This is a genomic window from Streptococcus oralis SK304 (assembly GCF_000287715.1).
GTDB classification, from domain to species: Bacteria; Bacillota; Bacilli; order Lactobacillales; family Streptococcaceae; genus Streptococcus; species Streptococcus oralis_Y.
Window position 1 is genome coordinate 169,390 of the sequence record NZ_ALJN01000006.1, and the last position, 16,765, is coordinate 186,154.

14 protein-coding genes are annotated in these 16,765 nt (G+C 38.3%); all 14 read right to left on the reverse strand.

Annotation, left to right across the window (positions count from 1 at the left end; translation table 11 throughout):
* Positions 1-4: 4 nt before the first annotated feature.
* The 14 genes from pnp to HMPREF1125_RS12795 all read right to left on the reverse strand — a co-directional run bounded on the left by pnp (position 5) and on the right by HMPREF1125_RS12795 (position 16,744).
* Positions 5-2,218 (reverse strand): polyribonucleotide nucleotidyltransferase, encoded by a 2,214-nt coding sequence (gene pnp / locus HMPREF1125_RS04115; RefSeq protein ID WP_000166408.1) that lies wholly within the window; start codon positions 2,216-2,218, stop codon positions 5-7.
* A 543-nt stretch (positions 2,219-2,761) separates the two neighbouring features.
* Positions 2,762-3,628, reverse strand: coding sequence for a methylenetetrahydrofolate reductase [NAD(P)H] (gene metF, locus HMPREF1125_RS04120; protein ID WP_004181733.1), 867 nt, complete (start codon positions 3,626-3,628; stop codon positions 2,762-2,764).
* Between the two features lie 93 nt (positions 3,629-3,721).
* Entirely contained in the window at positions 3,722-5,971 is a 2,250-nt protein-coding gene (gene metE / locus HMPREF1125_RS04125) for a 5-methyltetrahydropteroyltriglutamate--homocysteine S-methyltransferase (RefSeq protein ID WP_000108254.1), read from the reverse strand.
* A 353-nt stretch (positions 5,972-6,324) separates the two neighbouring features.
* Positions 6,325-6,618, reverse strand: coding sequence for a helix-turn-helix domain-containing protein (locus HMPREF1125_RS04130; protein WP_000796006.1), 294 nt, complete (start codon positions 6,616-6,618; stop codon positions 6,325-6,327).
* Complete coding sequence (locus tag HMPREF1125_RS04135; protein WP_050547201.1) at positions 6,608-6,916, reverse strand: type II toxin-antitoxin system RelE/ParE family toxin; 309 nt, start codon at positions 6,914-6,916, stop codon at positions 6,608-6,610. The genes HMPREF1125_RS04130 and HMPREF1125_RS04135 overlap by 11 nt, the downstream gene beginning before the upstream one ends.
* Positions 6,917-7,129: 213 nt before the next feature.
* On the reverse strand, positions 7,130-7,495 hold the full coding sequence (locus tag HMPREF1125_RS04140; RefSeq protein WP_001241795.1) for a TIGR02328 family protein: 366 nt from the start codon (positions 7,493-7,495) through the stop codon (positions 7,130-7,132).
* The gene (locus HMPREF1125_RS04145) at positions 7,479-7,883 is read right to left on the reverse strand and encodes a YbgA family protein (RefSeq protein WP_000438482.1); all 405 of its coding nucleotides are present in this window, start codon (positions 7,881-7,883) and stop codon (positions 7,479-7,481) included. The genes HMPREF1125_RS04140 and HMPREF1125_RS04145 overlap by 17 nt, the downstream gene beginning before the upstream one ends.
* A gap of 81 nt (positions 7,884-7,964) precedes the next feature.
* Entirely contained in the window at positions 7,965-8,741 is a 777-nt protein-coding gene (locus HMPREF1125_RS04150; protein ID WP_000840048.1) for a hypothetical protein, read from the reverse strand.
* Between the two features lie 35 nt (positions 8,742-8,776).
* Positions 8,777-10,378, reverse strand: coding sequence for a type I restriction-modification system subunit M (locus HMPREF1125_RS04155; RefSeq protein WP_000450456.1), 1,602 nt, complete (start codon positions 10,376-10,378; stop codon positions 8,777-8,779).
* 43 nt (positions 10,379-10,421) lie between these two features.
* Positions 10,422-11,177 carry a hypothetical protein gene (locus HMPREF1125_RS04160; protein WP_000255409.1) on the reverse strand — a complete coding sequence of 252 codons (756 nt, stop codon included), beginning with the start codon at positions 11,175-11,177 and terminating at the stop codon, positions 10,422-10,424.
* A gap of 12 nt (positions 11,178-11,189) precedes the next feature.
* Positions 11,190-12,371 carry a restriction endonuclease subunit S gene (locus HMPREF1125_RS12855; RefSeq protein WP_000516814.1) on the reverse strand — a complete coding sequence of 394 codons (1,182 nt, stop codon included), beginning with the start codon at positions 12,369-12,371 and terminating at the stop codon, positions 11,190-11,192.
* Positions 12,371-14,926 (reverse strand): DEAD/DEAH box helicase, encoded by a 2,556-nt coding sequence (locus HMPREF1125_RS04170; protein ID WP_001009223.1) that lies wholly within the window; start codon positions 14,924-14,926, stop codon positions 12,371-12,373. The genes HMPREF1125_RS12855 and HMPREF1125_RS04170 overlap by 1 nt, the downstream gene beginning before the upstream one ends.
* A complete protein-coding gene (locus HMPREF1125_RS04175; RefSeq protein ID WP_000453642.1) occupies positions 14,926-15,825 on the reverse strand; it encodes a DUF1837 domain-containing protein in 900 nt (299 codons plus the stop codon). Before HMPREF1125_RS04175 ends, HMPREF1125_RS04170 begins: the two co-directional genes overlap by 1 nt.
* 157 nt (positions 15,826-15,982) lie before the next feature.
* Positions 15,983-16,744, reverse strand: a complete 762-nt coding sequence (locus HMPREF1125_RS12795) for a DUF6261 family protein (RefSeq protein ID WP_000167737.1) — start codon at positions 16,742-16,744, stop codon at positions 15,983-15,985.
* Positions 16,745-16,765: the final 21 nt, after the last annotated feature.

The window sequence follows — 16,765 nt, forward strand, 5'->3', positions numbered from 1 at the left end:
TTTCTTATTCTGAATCTTTTGGTGTTTCTGTAAATTCTTTCTTAGGTTTGTGGTCCTTGTGATGACGTAGACGGTGAGGTCGCTCAGACTTTTCGCCTTTTTCATCATGCTCAGGTTTTGGAGGACGAGGAAGAAGGGCTTTCATAGAGGCATCGATACGGCCTTTTTCATCAATCTTGATAACCTTAACGTCGACTTCATCACCGATAGCTACCAAGTCCTCGACACGGTTGGTACGAGTCCAAGCCATTTCAGAAATGTGAACGAGGGCATCTGTCTTGTCAAAGAGGTTAACAAAGGCACCAAATTTCTCGATACGAACAACCTTAGCATGGTAAACTTCATCGACTTTAGCTTCACGAACCAAGCCAGCGATGATTTCTTTGGTACGGTTAATAGCATCTTGGTCGCTAGAGTAGATAGAAACATTACCTTCTTCGTCGATATCAATCTTAACGCCTGTTTCAGCGATAATCTTGTCGATGGTTTCTCCACCCTTACCGATGACAATCTTAATCTTGTCGACATCAATCTTGATGGTATCAATTTTCGGAGCAGTCGAAGCCAATTCTGGACGCACTTCTGGAATGGTTGCTTCAATCACATCAAGGATTTCAAAACGGGCTTTCTTAGCTTGGGCAAGAGCCTCAGTCAAGATTTCTGCAGTAATCCCTTGGATCTTGATATCCATTTGAAGGGCTGTAATCCCCTCACGAGTACCAGCAACCTTAAAGTCCATGTCTCCAAAGTGGTCTTCCAAACCTTGGATATCGGTCAATACTGTGTAGTTATTACCATCTGAGATGAGACCCATGGCAATCCCTGCTACTGGTGCTTTGATTGGCACACCACCAGCCATAAGGGCAAGCGTTCCCGCACAGATAGAAGCTTGAGAAGAAGAACCATTTGATTCCAAGACTTCTGCTACCAGACGGATAGCGTATGGGAATTCTTCCAGACTTGGCAAGACTTGAGCAAGGGCACGCTCACCGAGAGCACCGTGACCAATTTCACGACGACCTGGTGCACCATAACGACCTGTTTCCCCTACAGAGTATTGAGGGAAGTTATAGTGGTGCATAAAGCGTTTCTTGTACTCTGGATCCAAACCATCAATGATTTGAGTTTCACCCATCGGAGCCAAGGTCAAGACTGAAAGAGCCTGAGTTTGGCCACGAGTGAAGAGACCGGAACCATGCACACGAGGAAGGAAGTCAACCTGCGCATCTAAAGGACGGATTTCATCGACCTTACGACCGTCAGGACGAACCTTATCTTCTGTGATCAAACGGCGCACTTCAGCGTGTTCCATTTGTTCCAAGATTTCAGCCACATCACGCATGATACGGTCAAATTCTTCGTGGTCTGCATATTTTTCTTCGTAAACAGCAGTTACTTGATCCTTAACTGCTTGAGTAGCAGCTTCACGAGCCAATTTTTCTTCGACTTGAACGGCTTTTTGAAGGTCGCTGTTATAGACTGCGATGATTTCAGCCTGTAATTCAGCATCTACGTGAAGCAGTTCCACTTCTGCTTTTTCTTTACCAACTGCAGCAACGATTTCTTCTTGGAAGGCAATCAATTCTTTGACTGCTTCGTGCCCTTTGAGAAGGGCTTCCAACATGATTTCTTCTGACAATTCTTTGGCACCAGACTCAACCATGTTAATAGCGTGCTTGGTACCAGCTACTGTCAATTCAAGAAGAGATTGCTCTGCTTGTTCTTGAGTAGGGTTGATGATGATTTGACCATCGACATAGCCCACTTGTACCCCAGCGATTGGTCCGTCAAATGGAATATCTGAGATAGACAATGCCAAAGATGAACCGAACATGGCTGCCATTGGTGCAGATGCATTTTCATCATAAGAAAGCACAGTGTTGATCACTTGCACTTCGTTACGGAAACCTTCCGCAAACATCGGACGGATTGGACGGTCAATCAAACGCGCTGTCAAAGTCGCATCTGTTGAAGGACGTCCTTCACGTTTCATAAAGCCACCAGGAAACTTCCCAGCCGCATACATTTTTTCTTCGTAGTTGACTTGAAGTGGGAAGAAATCCCCAGTTGCCATTTTCTTAGACATAACGGCCGCAGTCAGTACAGTTGACTCACCGTAACGCACAACAACAGCGCCATTTGCTTGCTTAGCAACCTGACCAGTCTCTACGATTAACTCACGACCCGCAAAAGTCGTTTGAAACACTTGTTTTGTCATTTTAATCCCCTTTGGATTGATGAAATTATACGCCTTGCCTACAAAGATCAAGATACTAAGGCCGCAAAAAGCAAAGTAAAAATAGGAAACTGGCGAAGTCTTCGATGAAGACAAGACAGTTTATCTTTTTTACACGGCTTTTCGGCCGGGTTCAATTACTCAAGATACAAATCATTAGAAAGGATTGATGCTAAAGCATCTAAGCCTTTCACGCTAATCGCTATCATGCGATTAGCTAAATGCTTTACTAACTCCCTTGTCAAATAATATCGATTTGACTCGCTCGTGTCGCTAAATCTTGCAATTTGAATGCATTGTATTATTTTATACCCTCATCTTTGTATCAAGTACGTACAGAGTCTATTTTATCATATTTTTCTTAAAAAGTGCGGGCTTTTCTATTAAAAAGGAACCATTCCCCCATGAAAAGAGGAATGGTTTGTTGTTTATTTTATTTAGCAAATTCTTTGGCTCTCGCAACTGTCATTTTTCATTTAAAAGCAAGTGAATGACAAGCTGTCGTCTCAGTGCTAAAAGAATCGATTACCCTAAAGACTGATGATTAAACAAGGCATGGGTTGCTTGGTGGATATATTTGGCTGTTTCAGCATTGTTCATGGTGTAGAGATGCACACCTGCGACATCCTGGGTCACCAAGTCCACGATCTGATCCACGGCATAGGCAAGTCCTGCTGCTCTGAGCGACTCAGGGTCATGCTCATACTTGTCTAAGATGGCCTTGAATTTACGTGGAAGGTGGATATTCTCACAAGTCTTCAAGAGACGGAGAGCCTGATTTCGATTCAGAATTGGCATAATCCCCGCATGAATAGGAACATCAATCCCTGCCAAGGTACACTTGTCTTGGAAATCATAGAAACGCTCATTGTCAAAGAAAAGCTGCGTTACAAGGCTTGAACAGCCTGCATCCACTTTCTTCTTGAGATTTTGAATATCCGAGATCTGGTTTGGCGAGTCAGGGTGCCCTTCTGGATAGCAAGCGCCAACAATATCAAAGTGAGGGGCTTGTTCCTTGATGAACCCGATCAAGTCCGTTGCATAGCGGAAATCCTTTTGTGGTTCCACATCAGGGATAATATCCCCACGCAGGGCCAAGATTTTCTGTACCCCAACCTTATCCAAGTCTGCAATGGTTTCAGCAACCTTTTCCTTGGTCAGATAGATAGCTGGCAAGTGGGCAATAGTTGGAATCGCCAAATCATTCTGGATAAAGTCAGCCAAACGAACCGTTGTTTCCTTGATATTAAACTTATTATTGCTGGCGGTCACACTGATAAAGTGCGGTGTCAGCTCCCGCATATCCTGCAAGGCTGAAATAATTTTATCATTACCCACAGCTGGGTTTGGAGGGAACACTTCAAATGAAAGTGACGGCGTTTGGCGTGACATAGTCATTATCCTTTTCTTTTTGATTTCATTATTGCTGAGCAGCTAGGGCCAAGCAGTTCCTTGAACAGTCAGTGTCAAGAGAGAAATCTTATCTTACAATTTCTCACGCGCAGCTTTTGCTGCTTCGACAAGGCGGATCAAGCTTTCTTTTGTTTCTGGGATACCACGTGTTTTCAAACCACAGTCAGGGTTGATCCAAACTTTTCTGCTTGGAACTTTAGCAAGGATAGCTTCAATAGTGTGATCGATTTCGCCTTCATTTGGCACACGAGGTGAGTGGATATCGTAAACCCCAGGTCCCACTTCTGTTTGGAAGTTTTTCGCTTTGAGTTCGTCCAAGATTTCAAGGTTTGAACGGCTTGCTTCAAAGGAAATAACGTCCGCATCCATGTTGTCGATAGCTGGGATGATATCTGTAAATTCTGAGTAACACATGTGAGTGTGGATTTGAGTATCTGGCGCTACTGTTGAGTGTACCAAGCGGAAGGCTGGAATAGCCCAGTCAAGATAGTCTTCGTACCAGTCGCTACGACGGAGTGGCAATTTCTCACGAAGGGCAGCCTCGTCGATTTGGATAATCTTCACGCCTGCAGCTTCAAGGTCAAGAACTTCATCCTTGATTGCAAGAGCGATTTGAAGAGTAGAATCCTTAATAGAGATGTCTTCACGTGGGAATGACCAGTTAAGGATGGTAACAGGTCCAGTCAACATACCTTTAACAGGTTTGTCAGTACGGCTTTGTGCGTAGCTAGACCATTTGACAGTGATTGGGTTGAGACGAGTGACATCACCCCAGATGATTGGTGGTTTAACCCCACGCATACCGTATGATTGTACCCAACCATTCTTAGAGAAGAGGTAACCTGACAAGTTTTGACCGAAGTACTCAACCATGTCGTTACGCTCGAACTCACCGTGTACAAGCACGTCAAATCCAACTTCTTCTTGCCATTTGATCCATTCGTCGATGGTTTCAGCAAGGAAGGCATCGTATTCTTCTTGACTCAATTCACCCTTACGGAAGGCCAAACGTTTAGCACGAACTTCTTTTGTTTGAGGGAATGAACCGATGGTTGTTGTTGGAAGAGCTGGAAGTTTGAAAGCTTCCTCTTGGATAGCTTCACGTTCTGCAAAGGCTGGCAAACGAGTATAGTCTGCGCCAGTCAAGCCAGCGATACGGGCACGAAGTTCCGCATTTACACCCACACGCTCAGTCGCAAAGAGTTCTTTGTTAGCTGCAAGAGCTTGATCCCCTTGACCGTTGCGGATAGCATCCAAATCACGAATCTCATCCAATTTTTCAACTGCGAAAGCAAAGTGGTTCAAGATAGCTGGTTCAAATTCTTCATTAGCAGTTGTAAATGGCACATGAAGAAGTGAGCATGAGCTTGTCAAGACAATGTTTTCAGCTGGGATTTGCTCAAGAACAGCCAAGCTCTTTTCGTAGTTGTTGCGCCAGATGTTTTTACCATTGACAATCCCTGCATAGAGAGTCTTGTCAGCTGGGAAACCACCTTTAACCAATTCAAGAGTTTTCTTACCTTCAACGAAGTCAAGACCGATGGCATCTACTGGTAATTTGACAAGGTCAGCATAAACGTCACGAACATCTCCGAAGTAAGTTTGAAGCAAGACTTCAAGACCTTTCTTGTCAGCCAAAAGTTTGTTGTAGATGTTCAAGAAGAGAGCTTTTTCTTCAGCTGTCAAATCTTTGACAAGAGCCGCTTCATCGAGTTGGATACGTGTCGCACCAAGTTCAGCCAATTTCGCAAAAACTTCTTGGTAAGCAGCCACTAAGCTATCTACGAAGTCTTCCGCTTTCACGCCTTCTTCAAAGTCTGACAATTGAAGGAAAGTGAATGGACCTACAAGGACAGGACGAGTGTTAAGACCAAGTTCTTTTGCTTCTTGGAACTCATCAAAAATCTTGTGACCAGCCAATTTGACTTGAGTGTCTTTTTCAAATTTAGGAACGATGTAGTGGTAGTTAGTGTTGAACCATTTCTTCATCGGAAGGGCTCGAACGTCCCCTTTTTCACCTTGGTAACCACGCGCCAAAGCAAAGTAGCGCTCAAGATCAGACAAGTCCAAGTTTTGAACAGAAGCTGGAACCACGTTGAAGAGGAAGGCTGCATCTAGGAAGTTATCATAGTGAGAAAAGTCATTTGATGGAATTTCAGTGATGCCTTTATCTTTGACAATATTCCAGTGTTTAGCACGCAAGTCTTTTGCTACTGCAAGGAGTTCTTCTTCTGAGATTTCTTTTCTAAAATATTTTTCAGTTGTAAATTTTAATTCGCGGAATTCACCCAAACGAGGGAAACCGATGATCGTAGTTGACATGATGTGTCCTCCAAAATTTGTTGTTGAAACTATCTTAACAGAAAAGAAACTGTCTGTATAATTGTAAATAATTAGGCTTTGATATAGTTTGAAACTATATCACTCTTTTGGTCAAAAGAAAAAGACTTGAAACAAATGTCTCAAATCCTTTGTATAGCTTGTTTTGTGGCTGTATTTTAGTTGGAATGCTCAAACGAGATATTGACGATTCTTATAAGTGACTATGGCTTGTTATTAGAAAAGACTATAGGTTGATTTTCCTTTGGTATTTTTGATATTTCCCTTGAAAAGTGCGGACGGGAGGTAAAATTGTTCTGTGGATAATTTTAGCCAACCAAGTAATCTCATCTCTATCAACTTTTTTCCTGTTCAAGTGGGACGACTGCTAGTGTCTTTCCTAAACTGGCTAAGACTTTCAAGACCGTATCCAACTGAGGACTAGTCTTTCCTGTTTCCATCCTAGCTATGACAGGCTGGCTTACCCCACTGAGTTCCTCTAGCTTTTTCTGACTAATACCTTGCTCATGTCTAGCCTCAATCAACTCACTCATAATAGCCACTCGCATATCACTTTCAAGAATTTCCTCCTTGGTAAGGAGTTCAGATCGGACATCCTTCCAATTACTCCCAATAGCCCTATTCTTCATCACTTAACCCTCTTTCTTTTATGTCATTCAGTTCACGCTTGGCTTTTTCAATTTCTCTTCTAGGAGTTTTCTGAGTCTTTTTGGCAAAATGATGTAAGAGAACGAAACTCCCACCAAGCCAAGCCACAAATAATATCCTATCCCTAAGAGGTCTAAGCTCCCAAATCTCATCTTCCAAATGTTTGATATAGGGTTCACCTGCTCTAGTCCCATGCTGACTAAGCAACTCGATATAGTCGTTTAGTTTATTGAGTTTGATGCGACTATCCTTACTTTTCTGACTAGCCAATTCTCTCATATAATCTAAGACTGGCTCGTTTCCATTTTTGTCCTTATAGAAGTAAATCGTATGAACCAAGTAGCCTCTTTCTAATTAAATTATAACTCAAAAGTTATTGAAAGTAAATCTTAACACTCATAAAAAGAAGACCTTAGAAAAAATCTAAAGGTCTCATTTTTATTATTCGAAAAAATTACGAGAAGAGTTATAAATTGGAGATAAGTCTGACTCTTACTCCAGCTCAATCCCCTTCTCACGAAGATTAGCTAAGCACTCCTCATAGTATCCTGCGTCATGCTCACTATAGACGGGATTACCTAGGTTCTCCTCAGGCAAGTCTTGATAAGGAGGGCAGGTCTTACCTCGGTAGTCCTTGTCCAGCCACTCTGGACTGACATTATAGCCACGGTCGGCCATCTCCTCCATGATCAAGCGATGATAGGCATAGAGACGATAGGGCGAGTGGGTAAAGACATAGTCCACCGTCGCATGCTTTCTGCCCCAGCCATTGCCACGAAGGGCACAGCACTCTCGGTGTTGCCCCAAAAGCTGTGGACGGGGAAGTTGTGAAATCAAAGCCTCATGCCAAAGTCTCATAGGTGTCTCCTTTCAGTAAGGTCGAATGTTGCAAGTAGGTATTCGGATAGCGATCAAGCAACTCTCGAGTTTTAGTAATCAAGTCTTCCTTGGAAACTTGACCAAAGCGGTAGCGATCCAGCAAGAGCATATAGTCCTTACGCTCGGCATCTGTCGCTTTCTTTTTGAAATAGCCCCAAATATGCTGAAAGGCATTACAAACCTGACCTCTATGCTCTGGGATTTGACAGGCACGGTCGATCAGTTCTTGAACATGACTTACCTCCACCTGTTCATTCTTGAGATATTGACGAATCTCATTGTAAATATTGCTGGAATGGCTCAAAACGAGATATTTGTTTCTAGCCCAGAGTTGTTGGCACTGGGATTTTTGGTTAGTTTGTTCCATGTTTCTCCTTGCTATCTATCCGTTTCCAGGAAATATGGAAACAAAGTAACAGTCCTATAAAGTAGACTCTTGAAGTATGCTTTATTGCTTATTAATACTATTTTCTAGTATTTCAATCTCGTTTAAAATGGTATTCAAATGATTTTGATAGTTTTTAATCATACTACTATCTATGTAATTCTTAATTTTCTTCTGTTTTAGTCTCAACTCCCAATACTTACAAGCTAATTTCATGTAATTACAGTAGTCTTCTCTATTTATTATTAGAGACTTACCTGATTCTATCAATTCGCTAACAAATGTTTCATCAATACCATAGATATCTTCAAAGAACTCTCCAGCAGTTTTATAGCTATCCAAAAATTTTTCTAAAAACAATCTATTCCCAATTCCCATTGTTAAAGAACCAGCATTAATGATGGGAGTTTTAAAGCCTTCATAATATTGATTAATAAAGTAAGCAAAAGTATCAAATCTATCGTTCCCTAAAGATTTTTTTATGATATTTAAACCACCAGTTTTAGGCATGATACTGATGTTCATAGGCGAATAACGCATAACGCCAAGAGAATCCTTTAACCCTTCCGAAATATTGGTCTCCTTTAAAATTGACTCATAAAGTTTAGTACCTTTATTAAAGACTGTAGAATCTATATTAAAAGACACATCTCCGTTAACTTCGATTGATTCCACTTTATTTGAGAAAAGAAATTTTTTTCCCTCTTTATATAAACTTTCCCCATAATATTTCAAATAAAAATCCCAAGCCGATTTATCTGAATCACTACTAATTTCATGACGTGAGGTCAATGTTATTCCTACACTTGTTTGATTTTTTTCATTTTCATTTGACTTCATAAGCACACTTCCTTTGCTATATCCTTATTTCCTCATCACCCTTTAAATTTTTTCAAAAACTCTTTGAGTTCTGCATCGGCTTCTGGTGTGGTTCCGTGGAGTTTGCTCAGCATTTCAAGTAGAGAAGCTGTTTGACTTTCGATAGCTTTATTTGTGTCGTTAATTTTGCTGACGATGTCTGTCAGCGGCTCAACTTCTTCTTCCTCAAAGGTGTCTACATAGCGAGGGATATTGAGGTTGTAGTCATTTTCGACGATTTCTTCATAGCTTGCCAGATGGGCAAACTTGTCAATCTCCTCACGAGATTTGTAGGCTTCCAGAATCTTCTCTATATGAGCATCCGTCATGATATTTTGGTTTTTGCCCTTATCAAACTCCTTAGAAGCATCGATAAAGTAAACATCACGATTGGTGCGGTTCTTTTTGAGAATGATGACCGTGGTCGGAATACTGGTATTAAAGAAGATATTGGCAGGAAGACCGATAACTGTGTCAATAGCCCCTTCTTCTAACAAGGCCTTACGAATGGTCCCTTCCGCATTTCCACGGAAAAGAACACCGTGAGGAAGGACGATAGCCATAACTCCATTATCTTGCTTGAGATGGTAGTAACCATGTAAAAGGAAGGCAAAGTCAGCCTTGGACTGGGGTGCCAGTTTCCCAAAAGGAGAGAAACGAGGATCATTCAAGAAGCCAGAACTTGCTGACCACTTGGCAGAGTATGGAGGGTTCATGAGAACCCCATCAAAGTTGGTCGGTTCCTGTGTCGGCCAGTCTTCATCCAAGGTATCGGCATTGTGGAGAAATTGATTCTCAACTGGAACCCCGTGTAGAATCATATTCATCCGAGCCAAGTTATAAGTGGAGGTATTGAGCTCCTGACCAAAATAGACAACCGTTTGCGGTTTATGAGAATATTTCTTGGCATTGAGCAAGAGAGAGCCAGACCCCATAGTCGCATCATAGAGGGTAAAACCTTGCTGATCCTCACGACCCAAAAAGGCAATCTGAGTCATGAGCTTGGCAACTGGCTGAGGTGTATAAAACTCACCAGCCTTCTTACCCGAGTCAGTCGCAAACTGACCGATCAGATACTCATAGGCATCCCCCAGCATATCGCCTGCATGACCAGCCACATCCAGCACAGCCAACTCCTTCATGACTGCTGCTACCGTTTGGTTTTGCTTTTGCGGAGTAGCCCCTAGCTTTTTAGAGTAGAGGTCGATATCTTCAAAGAGATTTTCATAGAGGTCGTCACTCTGCTCGATATCACGAAAACCTTGAGCCAAGTCTTCCAACTGGAAAGTCCCCTCATTGACACGTGCTACCAGAGCAGTAAAGGTCAGATCTGGCTTGATACTATAGTTGAGTTCATCCTTCATGACCGTTAGGAGATCCTCGTGAGTGTCCGCATCTTCGTAGTAGGAGCGATAAAGCTTAAGGGCATCCTCCAGACTATCTGTCCCCTCCTCCATAGTCTCTGCTACGAAAAAGAGCATCTTGTCAGACAGGTACTTGTAAAAGACCATGCCCAAAAGATAGGACTTGTAGTCGTTGGCATCCATTTTGGAGCGGAGAACATCCGATGAGTTCCACAGGGCTTGGTAGAGCGACTGGGAAGTTTGTGTTGTTTCCATAGTGTTTCTTTCTAAGTTTTGCAATTATTTTTTAAACAAGCAATCATTTATAACAAATCACTTCATCTTCTATCGTTCGAATCAAATCTAAAGGAATAGAAGAGACTGGAAGTTGATAAACGATGTTTTTTCGAGGATTATAAAATCCAAGATTTTCGATAGAAAGGAAGTCAGGATCAAAGGAATGTAAGCCCATGATATAGTATACAAGGACTTGTAGCGTATGGTCTTTATTAGGAGCTGTTTTAGTCACCTTAAAATCCCATAATGTATCCTTGGTAAGAAAATCTCCATCACCCTTATCAATCGTATCTGTATAACCTCCAAGAAAATGAAAGCCATCCTTTACCAAAGGACCATAGAGGTCGAAAAAGCAAAGACTTCGTTCTACCATGATGCGAATATTCTCTATCGTTTCAGCATCCACCGTAATTTCTTCAAAAGGTTTATAATACTTAACCCCTGCACGAAAAACGACATCAAAAGAAACCAAACGACAAGCACTTTCTATCGATAAGTCATCCAATCCTATCACCAAATCGAGTAGTGCTTCTGCTAGGTCTCCCATGCCAACCATCCGAGCTCCCATGAGAGAAATTCTGAAAGCATCACGGGCTTCTGCCCCTTTCATAAAACGAGTCAAGTAGTCCACACAAATCCCCACTAAACTAGGAGATACAGACTCTACAGGATGCAGCACTCTGTGATCTTCGAACTGCTCTACTGAAAATAACTTGATGGGCAGATAACCACCTCGAGGTTGATTAATTTCTTTGATACGTTGTGTTACAGATACCATAAGTTCTCCTTTTTATATAAACATATCCTGCAAAAGTTTCTTTTTCAAAGTCTCAAGCTGAGAAATTTTTTCTTGGTGAGAATTGATAAGGTTATCAAGGTTTGAGAAATAGGAGCCGATGGCTTGTTGTTCTTGAAATGCCGGATATAAAAATTCATATTTTTTAAAGTCAACAGTTGTAAAACTTGCCTGATTTACCGCAGGTTTAGTAATAGATTTTATATAATTTTGATAACTTTGTACGAAAGTCATTAAATATATAAAATAAGGATAATAGTCTTCTTTTACGGTTAATTTCAATATATTTGTTGTATATATTGTCTCTCTATCTGGTTTCCTTAACACAATTGCAGCCGTCCCCATTTTTGCCTCACTATTTATAAAATTAACCAATATGTCATTCTCTTTTACAAAATAATTTGCTGTATTGGCTCCTTTAGGATCTTCCTTAAACCAGTATTTTATATCCCTATCCAAATTCAAATTGCCGTCACTAATATTGTTAGCTCGAATAACCGGAAGACCAATATCATCATTTGATAATTCTCGTGACAAGCCACTTTTTAACTCAGATAATACATCACCTAATTTTATAATTCTCCACTCACCTTCAAATCCATCCAAACGAATCTCAGGAACAGTCTTTCCAGCTTTGGGAAACATCTTGGAGAGCATGGTTGCCTTGAGAGATTGGTAGTTGGCGAGATTGTCCTTGTAGCTAGTAAGAAGTTCGTCAAGGGTGCGGAAAAGAGAACCTATGGCGAATTGTTCAGCTAAATCTTGCGAGAAATTAATAAAAATGCTTTTTAGAATTGAAAAATGCCTCTTATATCCTTGATTTTTCGGAACATATTTTTGAGTTAGATAATATAAATAATCTCGTTTCAAGACACTCGATTGCAAAACTTTTAATCCATCAGTAGCTAAAAGAAATGGGAACTCAGGTCTATATAGTGATAAAGTATGATCTCCAAAAAGAATGACACTATTATATTTTTTAAATGGTTGCTCGTTAGAATAACCTAAAATCGGAATATCTCCTTGTTGTATGACCGCATATTCTCCTGAATTACTTATAACATTTGTAATGTAATGTTTTGTACTTATTGATTTTATGAGCTCACCAAATATTTTGGTAGCAAATTGATGATTGAAGCCATTAAATCTAACTCTAGGAATATTCTTTTTTCCCATCATTTCTCCCATCTCAATATTTCGCTAATTTCATGAAATTCCTCAGAGAATTCTGCCACGTCCAATTTTTTTTGCAACTCTTCCTCTTTTATCTCTATAATTTCTCCCATCTCATTAAAGATAAACTGTTCAATAAAATTTTTGTTTAGAAATAAGGAAGTTGTTCTTGAAAAACCTAAATTTTGCAATTCTACTACTTGTTTCTCAGTAGTCCCATATTCTAAATAACTAGCCCACTCACTATCAATTTCGATACCTTTTTCAATAAGTAACAGGACATAATTAGAAATATAATTTTTAATTTTAAATTGAATCTTCGTATTTATGTCTCTAATAATTTGATTAATTAATGCATTTACATGATCTCTATTAAATTTGTCAAAAGGAATATAAAAATTATTATCTATCTCAAAATCTCGAGGATTTCCTTTATTATGGTAATAATTAATCATATAATTAATAATTTGATTTAAGGGTCTGCCACTAATCCAATTTAACATCAATGTTGCTAAATATTTAAGTTGACTTTCTTTTTTTAACAACGGATGATTACCACCGCTCTCTAAAATAAGCCAGTTGTATTTTTGGCATAATATTTTTAATATTTCCAAGCAAGCATCATAGTCAAATTTATTTGGAAAAGGAGTAGCTATACCTGTCAATATTTTATTTTGTGAGTCTAAATTAATATTAATGCTTTGTTCAATAATTTTTTCTGGAACTACTAATTCTAATCGCTTTTTTTTCAATGTTTTCCTACCACTATCACCTATTTTTTCTAAAAATTTATCTTTCAAAATAGAAGATCCTTCAACAAAATCTTGGTATAGAAGTATGTTTGAATACATTTCTAAAATTTTCTTTTTAGGTTCAGGTAATTTTTTATTAGTTAATGGTGCATTATTTAACAAATTATTTATATTTTGATAGAAATTTTGATTCCTTTTTCTTAACAAGACAGGAATCTTTTGTTCAATTTTTTTCTTCTTTAAAATAGCAAAATCACTGTCTTTCCAATATCCTTTTTTGTCAATTATATAACAACAAAAGATATTGCCACTTAATTCTTTTGTTAGTCTACCCGCTCTACCGGATAAATTCCAGAAATCAATATCATCCATTTTTTGTAAACCTATTTTTTCAGAAAAAATAAAAATATTCTTTGCCGGTAGGTTCACTCCTTCTAAAAGTGTTGATGTACAAAACAAGTATTTTATAACACCTTCTTTGAACAATTCTTCGATTCCTTCTCGAACAACCTGTGGTAAATTTCCAAAATGATAAGCAACTCCCTTCCGTAAACAATCAATCAAATAATAGTCTTTATGAATAGTAGAAGATACTCTTTTAATTAATTTCTCTAATTTCTCATTTTTTATATCAGGTAAATTTATAGCAAAATTTACTGAAAAATTTAAAGTATACTTCACTGTGTTACAATATACTATATTTTGACATCCTCTTCCTAACTTTGTAAGAATTTCTCTTATATTTTCATCTTCTGTTTCAAAATAATTTAATCCTCCCAACGGATACTCAATTTCATTCTCCAATATCATAGCAGATTTTTTATTAAACGAATCCACTAAAAACTTATTTTGTGTGACCGACTTTTCATAAATTGCCATACTTTCTTCTCTACTACTACCAAAAAGTTTTAAAAAATCTTCTACATTCGGGATGTTGGGTGACGCAAAATAAATATTGACACTTTTCCTTTTAGCTTGAGCAATAGAATGGTACAATAGGGGCGCTCGTGTATCATCATTTAACAATTTTTGTGCTTCATCAACAAATAAGTAACCTATTGAGGGATTAGAATTTTCAGCAAAATATGAAATTAACCTTTCTGGGGTAAAAACAAATATAAAACGCTTATTTTTTAACTTATAAAGTAACGGTATTTTAGGATAAGCAACAACCTCATACTTATCATTATTCAATTCATCTTTTAATTTCAAAACATTTTGATTAATTAATGCTTTAGTTGGAACTATGATAGCAATATTTTCACTGGAATTTTTTGTATCTATAATATATTTAATGAACGACTCAATTACAAATGATTTCCCAAAAGAAGTTGAACCAGAAAAACTGAAATGATTACTATCTTTCAGATTTTCAAACAACTTATATTGAGCATCTGTAAAGAAATAACCTTCTTTAGGTGACTCTTGAAAAACTTCCTTTACTACTTTATCAATAACAATTTCAGAATTTAATTCGCCGTCTGGATTAACAATATTTAGAGATGGGAAGTTTCCCATTTTTACCAAAGCACTTGAAGCAAAAATTTTAAAATCCTGATTTTCTTTTATATTAGGATGCTCACTACAAAGTGCTAAAATTTTCAATACTAAATTTTTCGCTTTCGTATTATTACTTCTAGATAAGATATCTGTGAAGCGCATTAAATCATAAAATTCTTTATTATCCAATCTTATATAATTACCATTGAAAAGAAAACGTCCATAACTCTTTTCAATTTTAGTAACTAACGAAGTTAAATATTCATCACGAAGAGCTTCTTCTGTTAGTTCTTCTATAAAGTTCATTAACTCAATAACTCCTTTAAAATCATTTTCCTATCAATTTCGATATCCGCAAATGGCAAAACATATATATAAAAAGTGTGACCAAACAATTTATTCACTTGCACATATCTATTGATATTCTTAATTTGCTTTTTTGTTGCTTCTAAAATTTTTTCTTTAATAGCTTTTCTAAATTCAATATTAGATAATTTTTGCAATTCGGAATAATTATACTCAAATCCAACAAAAATTCCAAAAGCATCATCTACATAAAAATCTGACTTAGAGGATGGATAAATAATGCTTTTCAAAAACATCTTCTCATCTTCATCTTCAATTTCTCTACTAAGATTTGAATTTAATAAGCCTTTTTCAAACATTATTCCACTTTTATTATCACCTTTTTTATTTTTACCTTCTTTAAAATCACTGATTGATTCAAAAGCACTCCTCAAGCCATCAGTTAATTTTTTCTCGACCTTTGATTCTCCAAAAATCAAATGATAATTCCCATCATCTAATTTTAAATAATGTAAACCATCAGCACCATTCACATACATATTCTTTGCTGTCTTTAACTCTAATTTTGATAGAATTTTTGGTGCTCCAAGATGACCTTCTAAAAAGCAATATAAAAAAAATTCCCCTAATTCCCCTGTATTCTTTGTATAATCTCTAAATTTTTCTCTAGCTTTTTTTGATAAATGCAGTGGGCTATCTTTGTATTCTTTATTTATCTTCCTAGATAAAGCAAACTCCGCGACTGATTCTAACAAATATTCTATAGCATTTCTATAGTCAAACTCATTGGCATTTATTATAAACGAAAAAACTTCCAACTTAGTATTTGATAAAATATCAAATGTCCCAAGATGAGTTGTTACTTCTTTAATTTTTATTGAATTATTATTAACTTCCAATTTATTATCCTGCCTCTCTTCTAAATATCTAAAACACGACTACCATAAAATCTGAAACTTTAAAGAAAATTTTTCCTCCATTATCTTCTACTAAAATTATACCACGAATCCACCAAAAAACGCCTTTAGATAATAATATATCTAAAGACGTTTGTCTTTATCCTGCTACTTGTGTAGTTTCTTCTGTTTTCACTTTCTTATCCTTCTTACCTGAACCAGTCAATCGTCGCTTGCTATCTCGGATTGTATTCAGGTCCTTGAGGAGTTTGGTTAGGTGTTCTTTTTCTGGGTAGGCTTCTGCGCTGGCTGCGGTGTAGCGCATAAAGAGGTCGTAGATGCTGGTTAGTTCGGTACGGACTTGTCTGGTCTTTCCGACTTCCTTGGCAGACTTATGCGCACGCGCCTGACTTTCCACCTTATCATATTCCTCCTGCGCACTAGTCACCGCCGTCAGCATAGGGGTTAGTCCCAGGCTAGTAACTGCCATCTGGTAGGGTTCTTCGCTCAGCGTTTTGAGCAGACTCTTGATTTCTGCGGTTTCCACATCATTGCTATGCTTGGTGATATCCTTGTACTTGGTAAAGACTGGTTTCAAGGTCTCATGAGCTTCTTTGAGCTTGCTCTCCTTGATCTTAGCAAAGCCCCTATGAAGAGTAAAGAGACCGACTAGGGCGCTATCACGATTGCGATCGACCTCGGTCAGGTTCGTCGTCTCTTTCTTTTCCACGATAGCGAGTTGCCCTTGGAAGTCTGCTAGCTTGCTCTTGAAGGAATCGAGGTGCTTGCTATACATAGGCTCGTCCTTATGTGCCTTGGCAAAAACTTCTAGTAGTTGACCCGTATCTACCATGAGACTTTCAAACTCGCGGTTGGTAAAGTTGGTATAGCTTAGCGGACGGATGGTGAATGTTTTTGTCATGATGATAACCTTTCTATTTAA

What these genes read in the sequence shown, in the direction of transcription:
- HMPREF1125_RS04140 (WP_001241795.1), bottom strand. Translation starts at nt 7,495, where the DNA reads ATGAGACTTTGGCATGAGGCTTTGATTTCACAACTTCCCCGTCCACAG.
- HMPREF1125_RS04155 (WP_000450456.1), bottom strand. Translation starts at nt 10,378, where the DNA reads ATGGAAACAACACAAACTTCCCAGTCGCTCTACCAAGCCCTGTGGAAC.
- HMPREF1125_RS04160 (WP_000255409.1), bottom strand. Translation starts at nt 11,177, where the DNA reads ATGGTATCTGTAACACAACGTATCAAAGAAATTAATCAACCTCGAGGT.
- HMPREF1125_RS04130 (WP_000796006.1), bottom strand. Translation starts at nt 6,618, where the DNA reads ATGAAGAATAGGGCTATTGGGAGTAATTGGAAGGATGTCCGATCTGAA.
- HMPREF1125_RS04170 (WP_001009223.1), bottom strand. Translation starts at nt 14,926, where the DNA reads ATGAACTTTATAGAAGAACTAACAGAAGAAGCTCTTCGTGATGAATAT.
- metE (WP_000108254.1), bottom strand. Translation starts at nt 5,971, where the DNA reads ATGTCAACTACGATCATCGGTTTCCCTCGTTTGGGTGAATTCCGCGAA.
- HMPREF1125_RS04135 (WP_050547201.1), bottom strand. Translation starts at nt 6,916, where the DNA reads ATGAGAGAATTGGCTAGTCAGAAAAGTAAGGATAGTCGCATCAAACTC.
- HMPREF1125_RS12795 (WP_000167737.1), bottom strand. Translation starts at nt 16,744, where the DNA reads ATGACAAAAACATTCACCATCCGTCCGCTAAGCTATACCAACTTTACC.
- HMPREF1125_RS04150 (WP_000840048.1), bottom strand. Translation starts at nt 8,741, where the DNA reads ATGAAGTCAAATGAAAATGAAAAAAATCAAACAAGTGTAGGAATAACA.
- HMPREF1125_RS04145 (WP_000438482.1), bottom strand. Translation starts at nt 7,883, where the DNA reads ATGGAACAAACTAACCAAAAATCCCAGTGCCAACAACTCTGGGCTAGA.
- HMPREF1125_RS12855 (WP_000516814.1), bottom strand. Translation starts at nt 12,371, where the DNA reads ATGGGAAAAAAGAATATTCCTAGAGTTAGATTTAATGGCTTCAATCAT.
- pnp (WP_000166408.1), bottom strand. Translation starts at nt 2,218, where the DNA reads ATGACAAAACAAGTGTTTCAAACGACTTTTGCGGGTCGTGAGTTAATC.
- metF (WP_004181733.1), bottom strand. Translation starts at nt 3,628, where the DNA reads ATGTCACGCCAAACGCCGTCACTTTCATTTGAAGTGTTCCCTCCAAAC.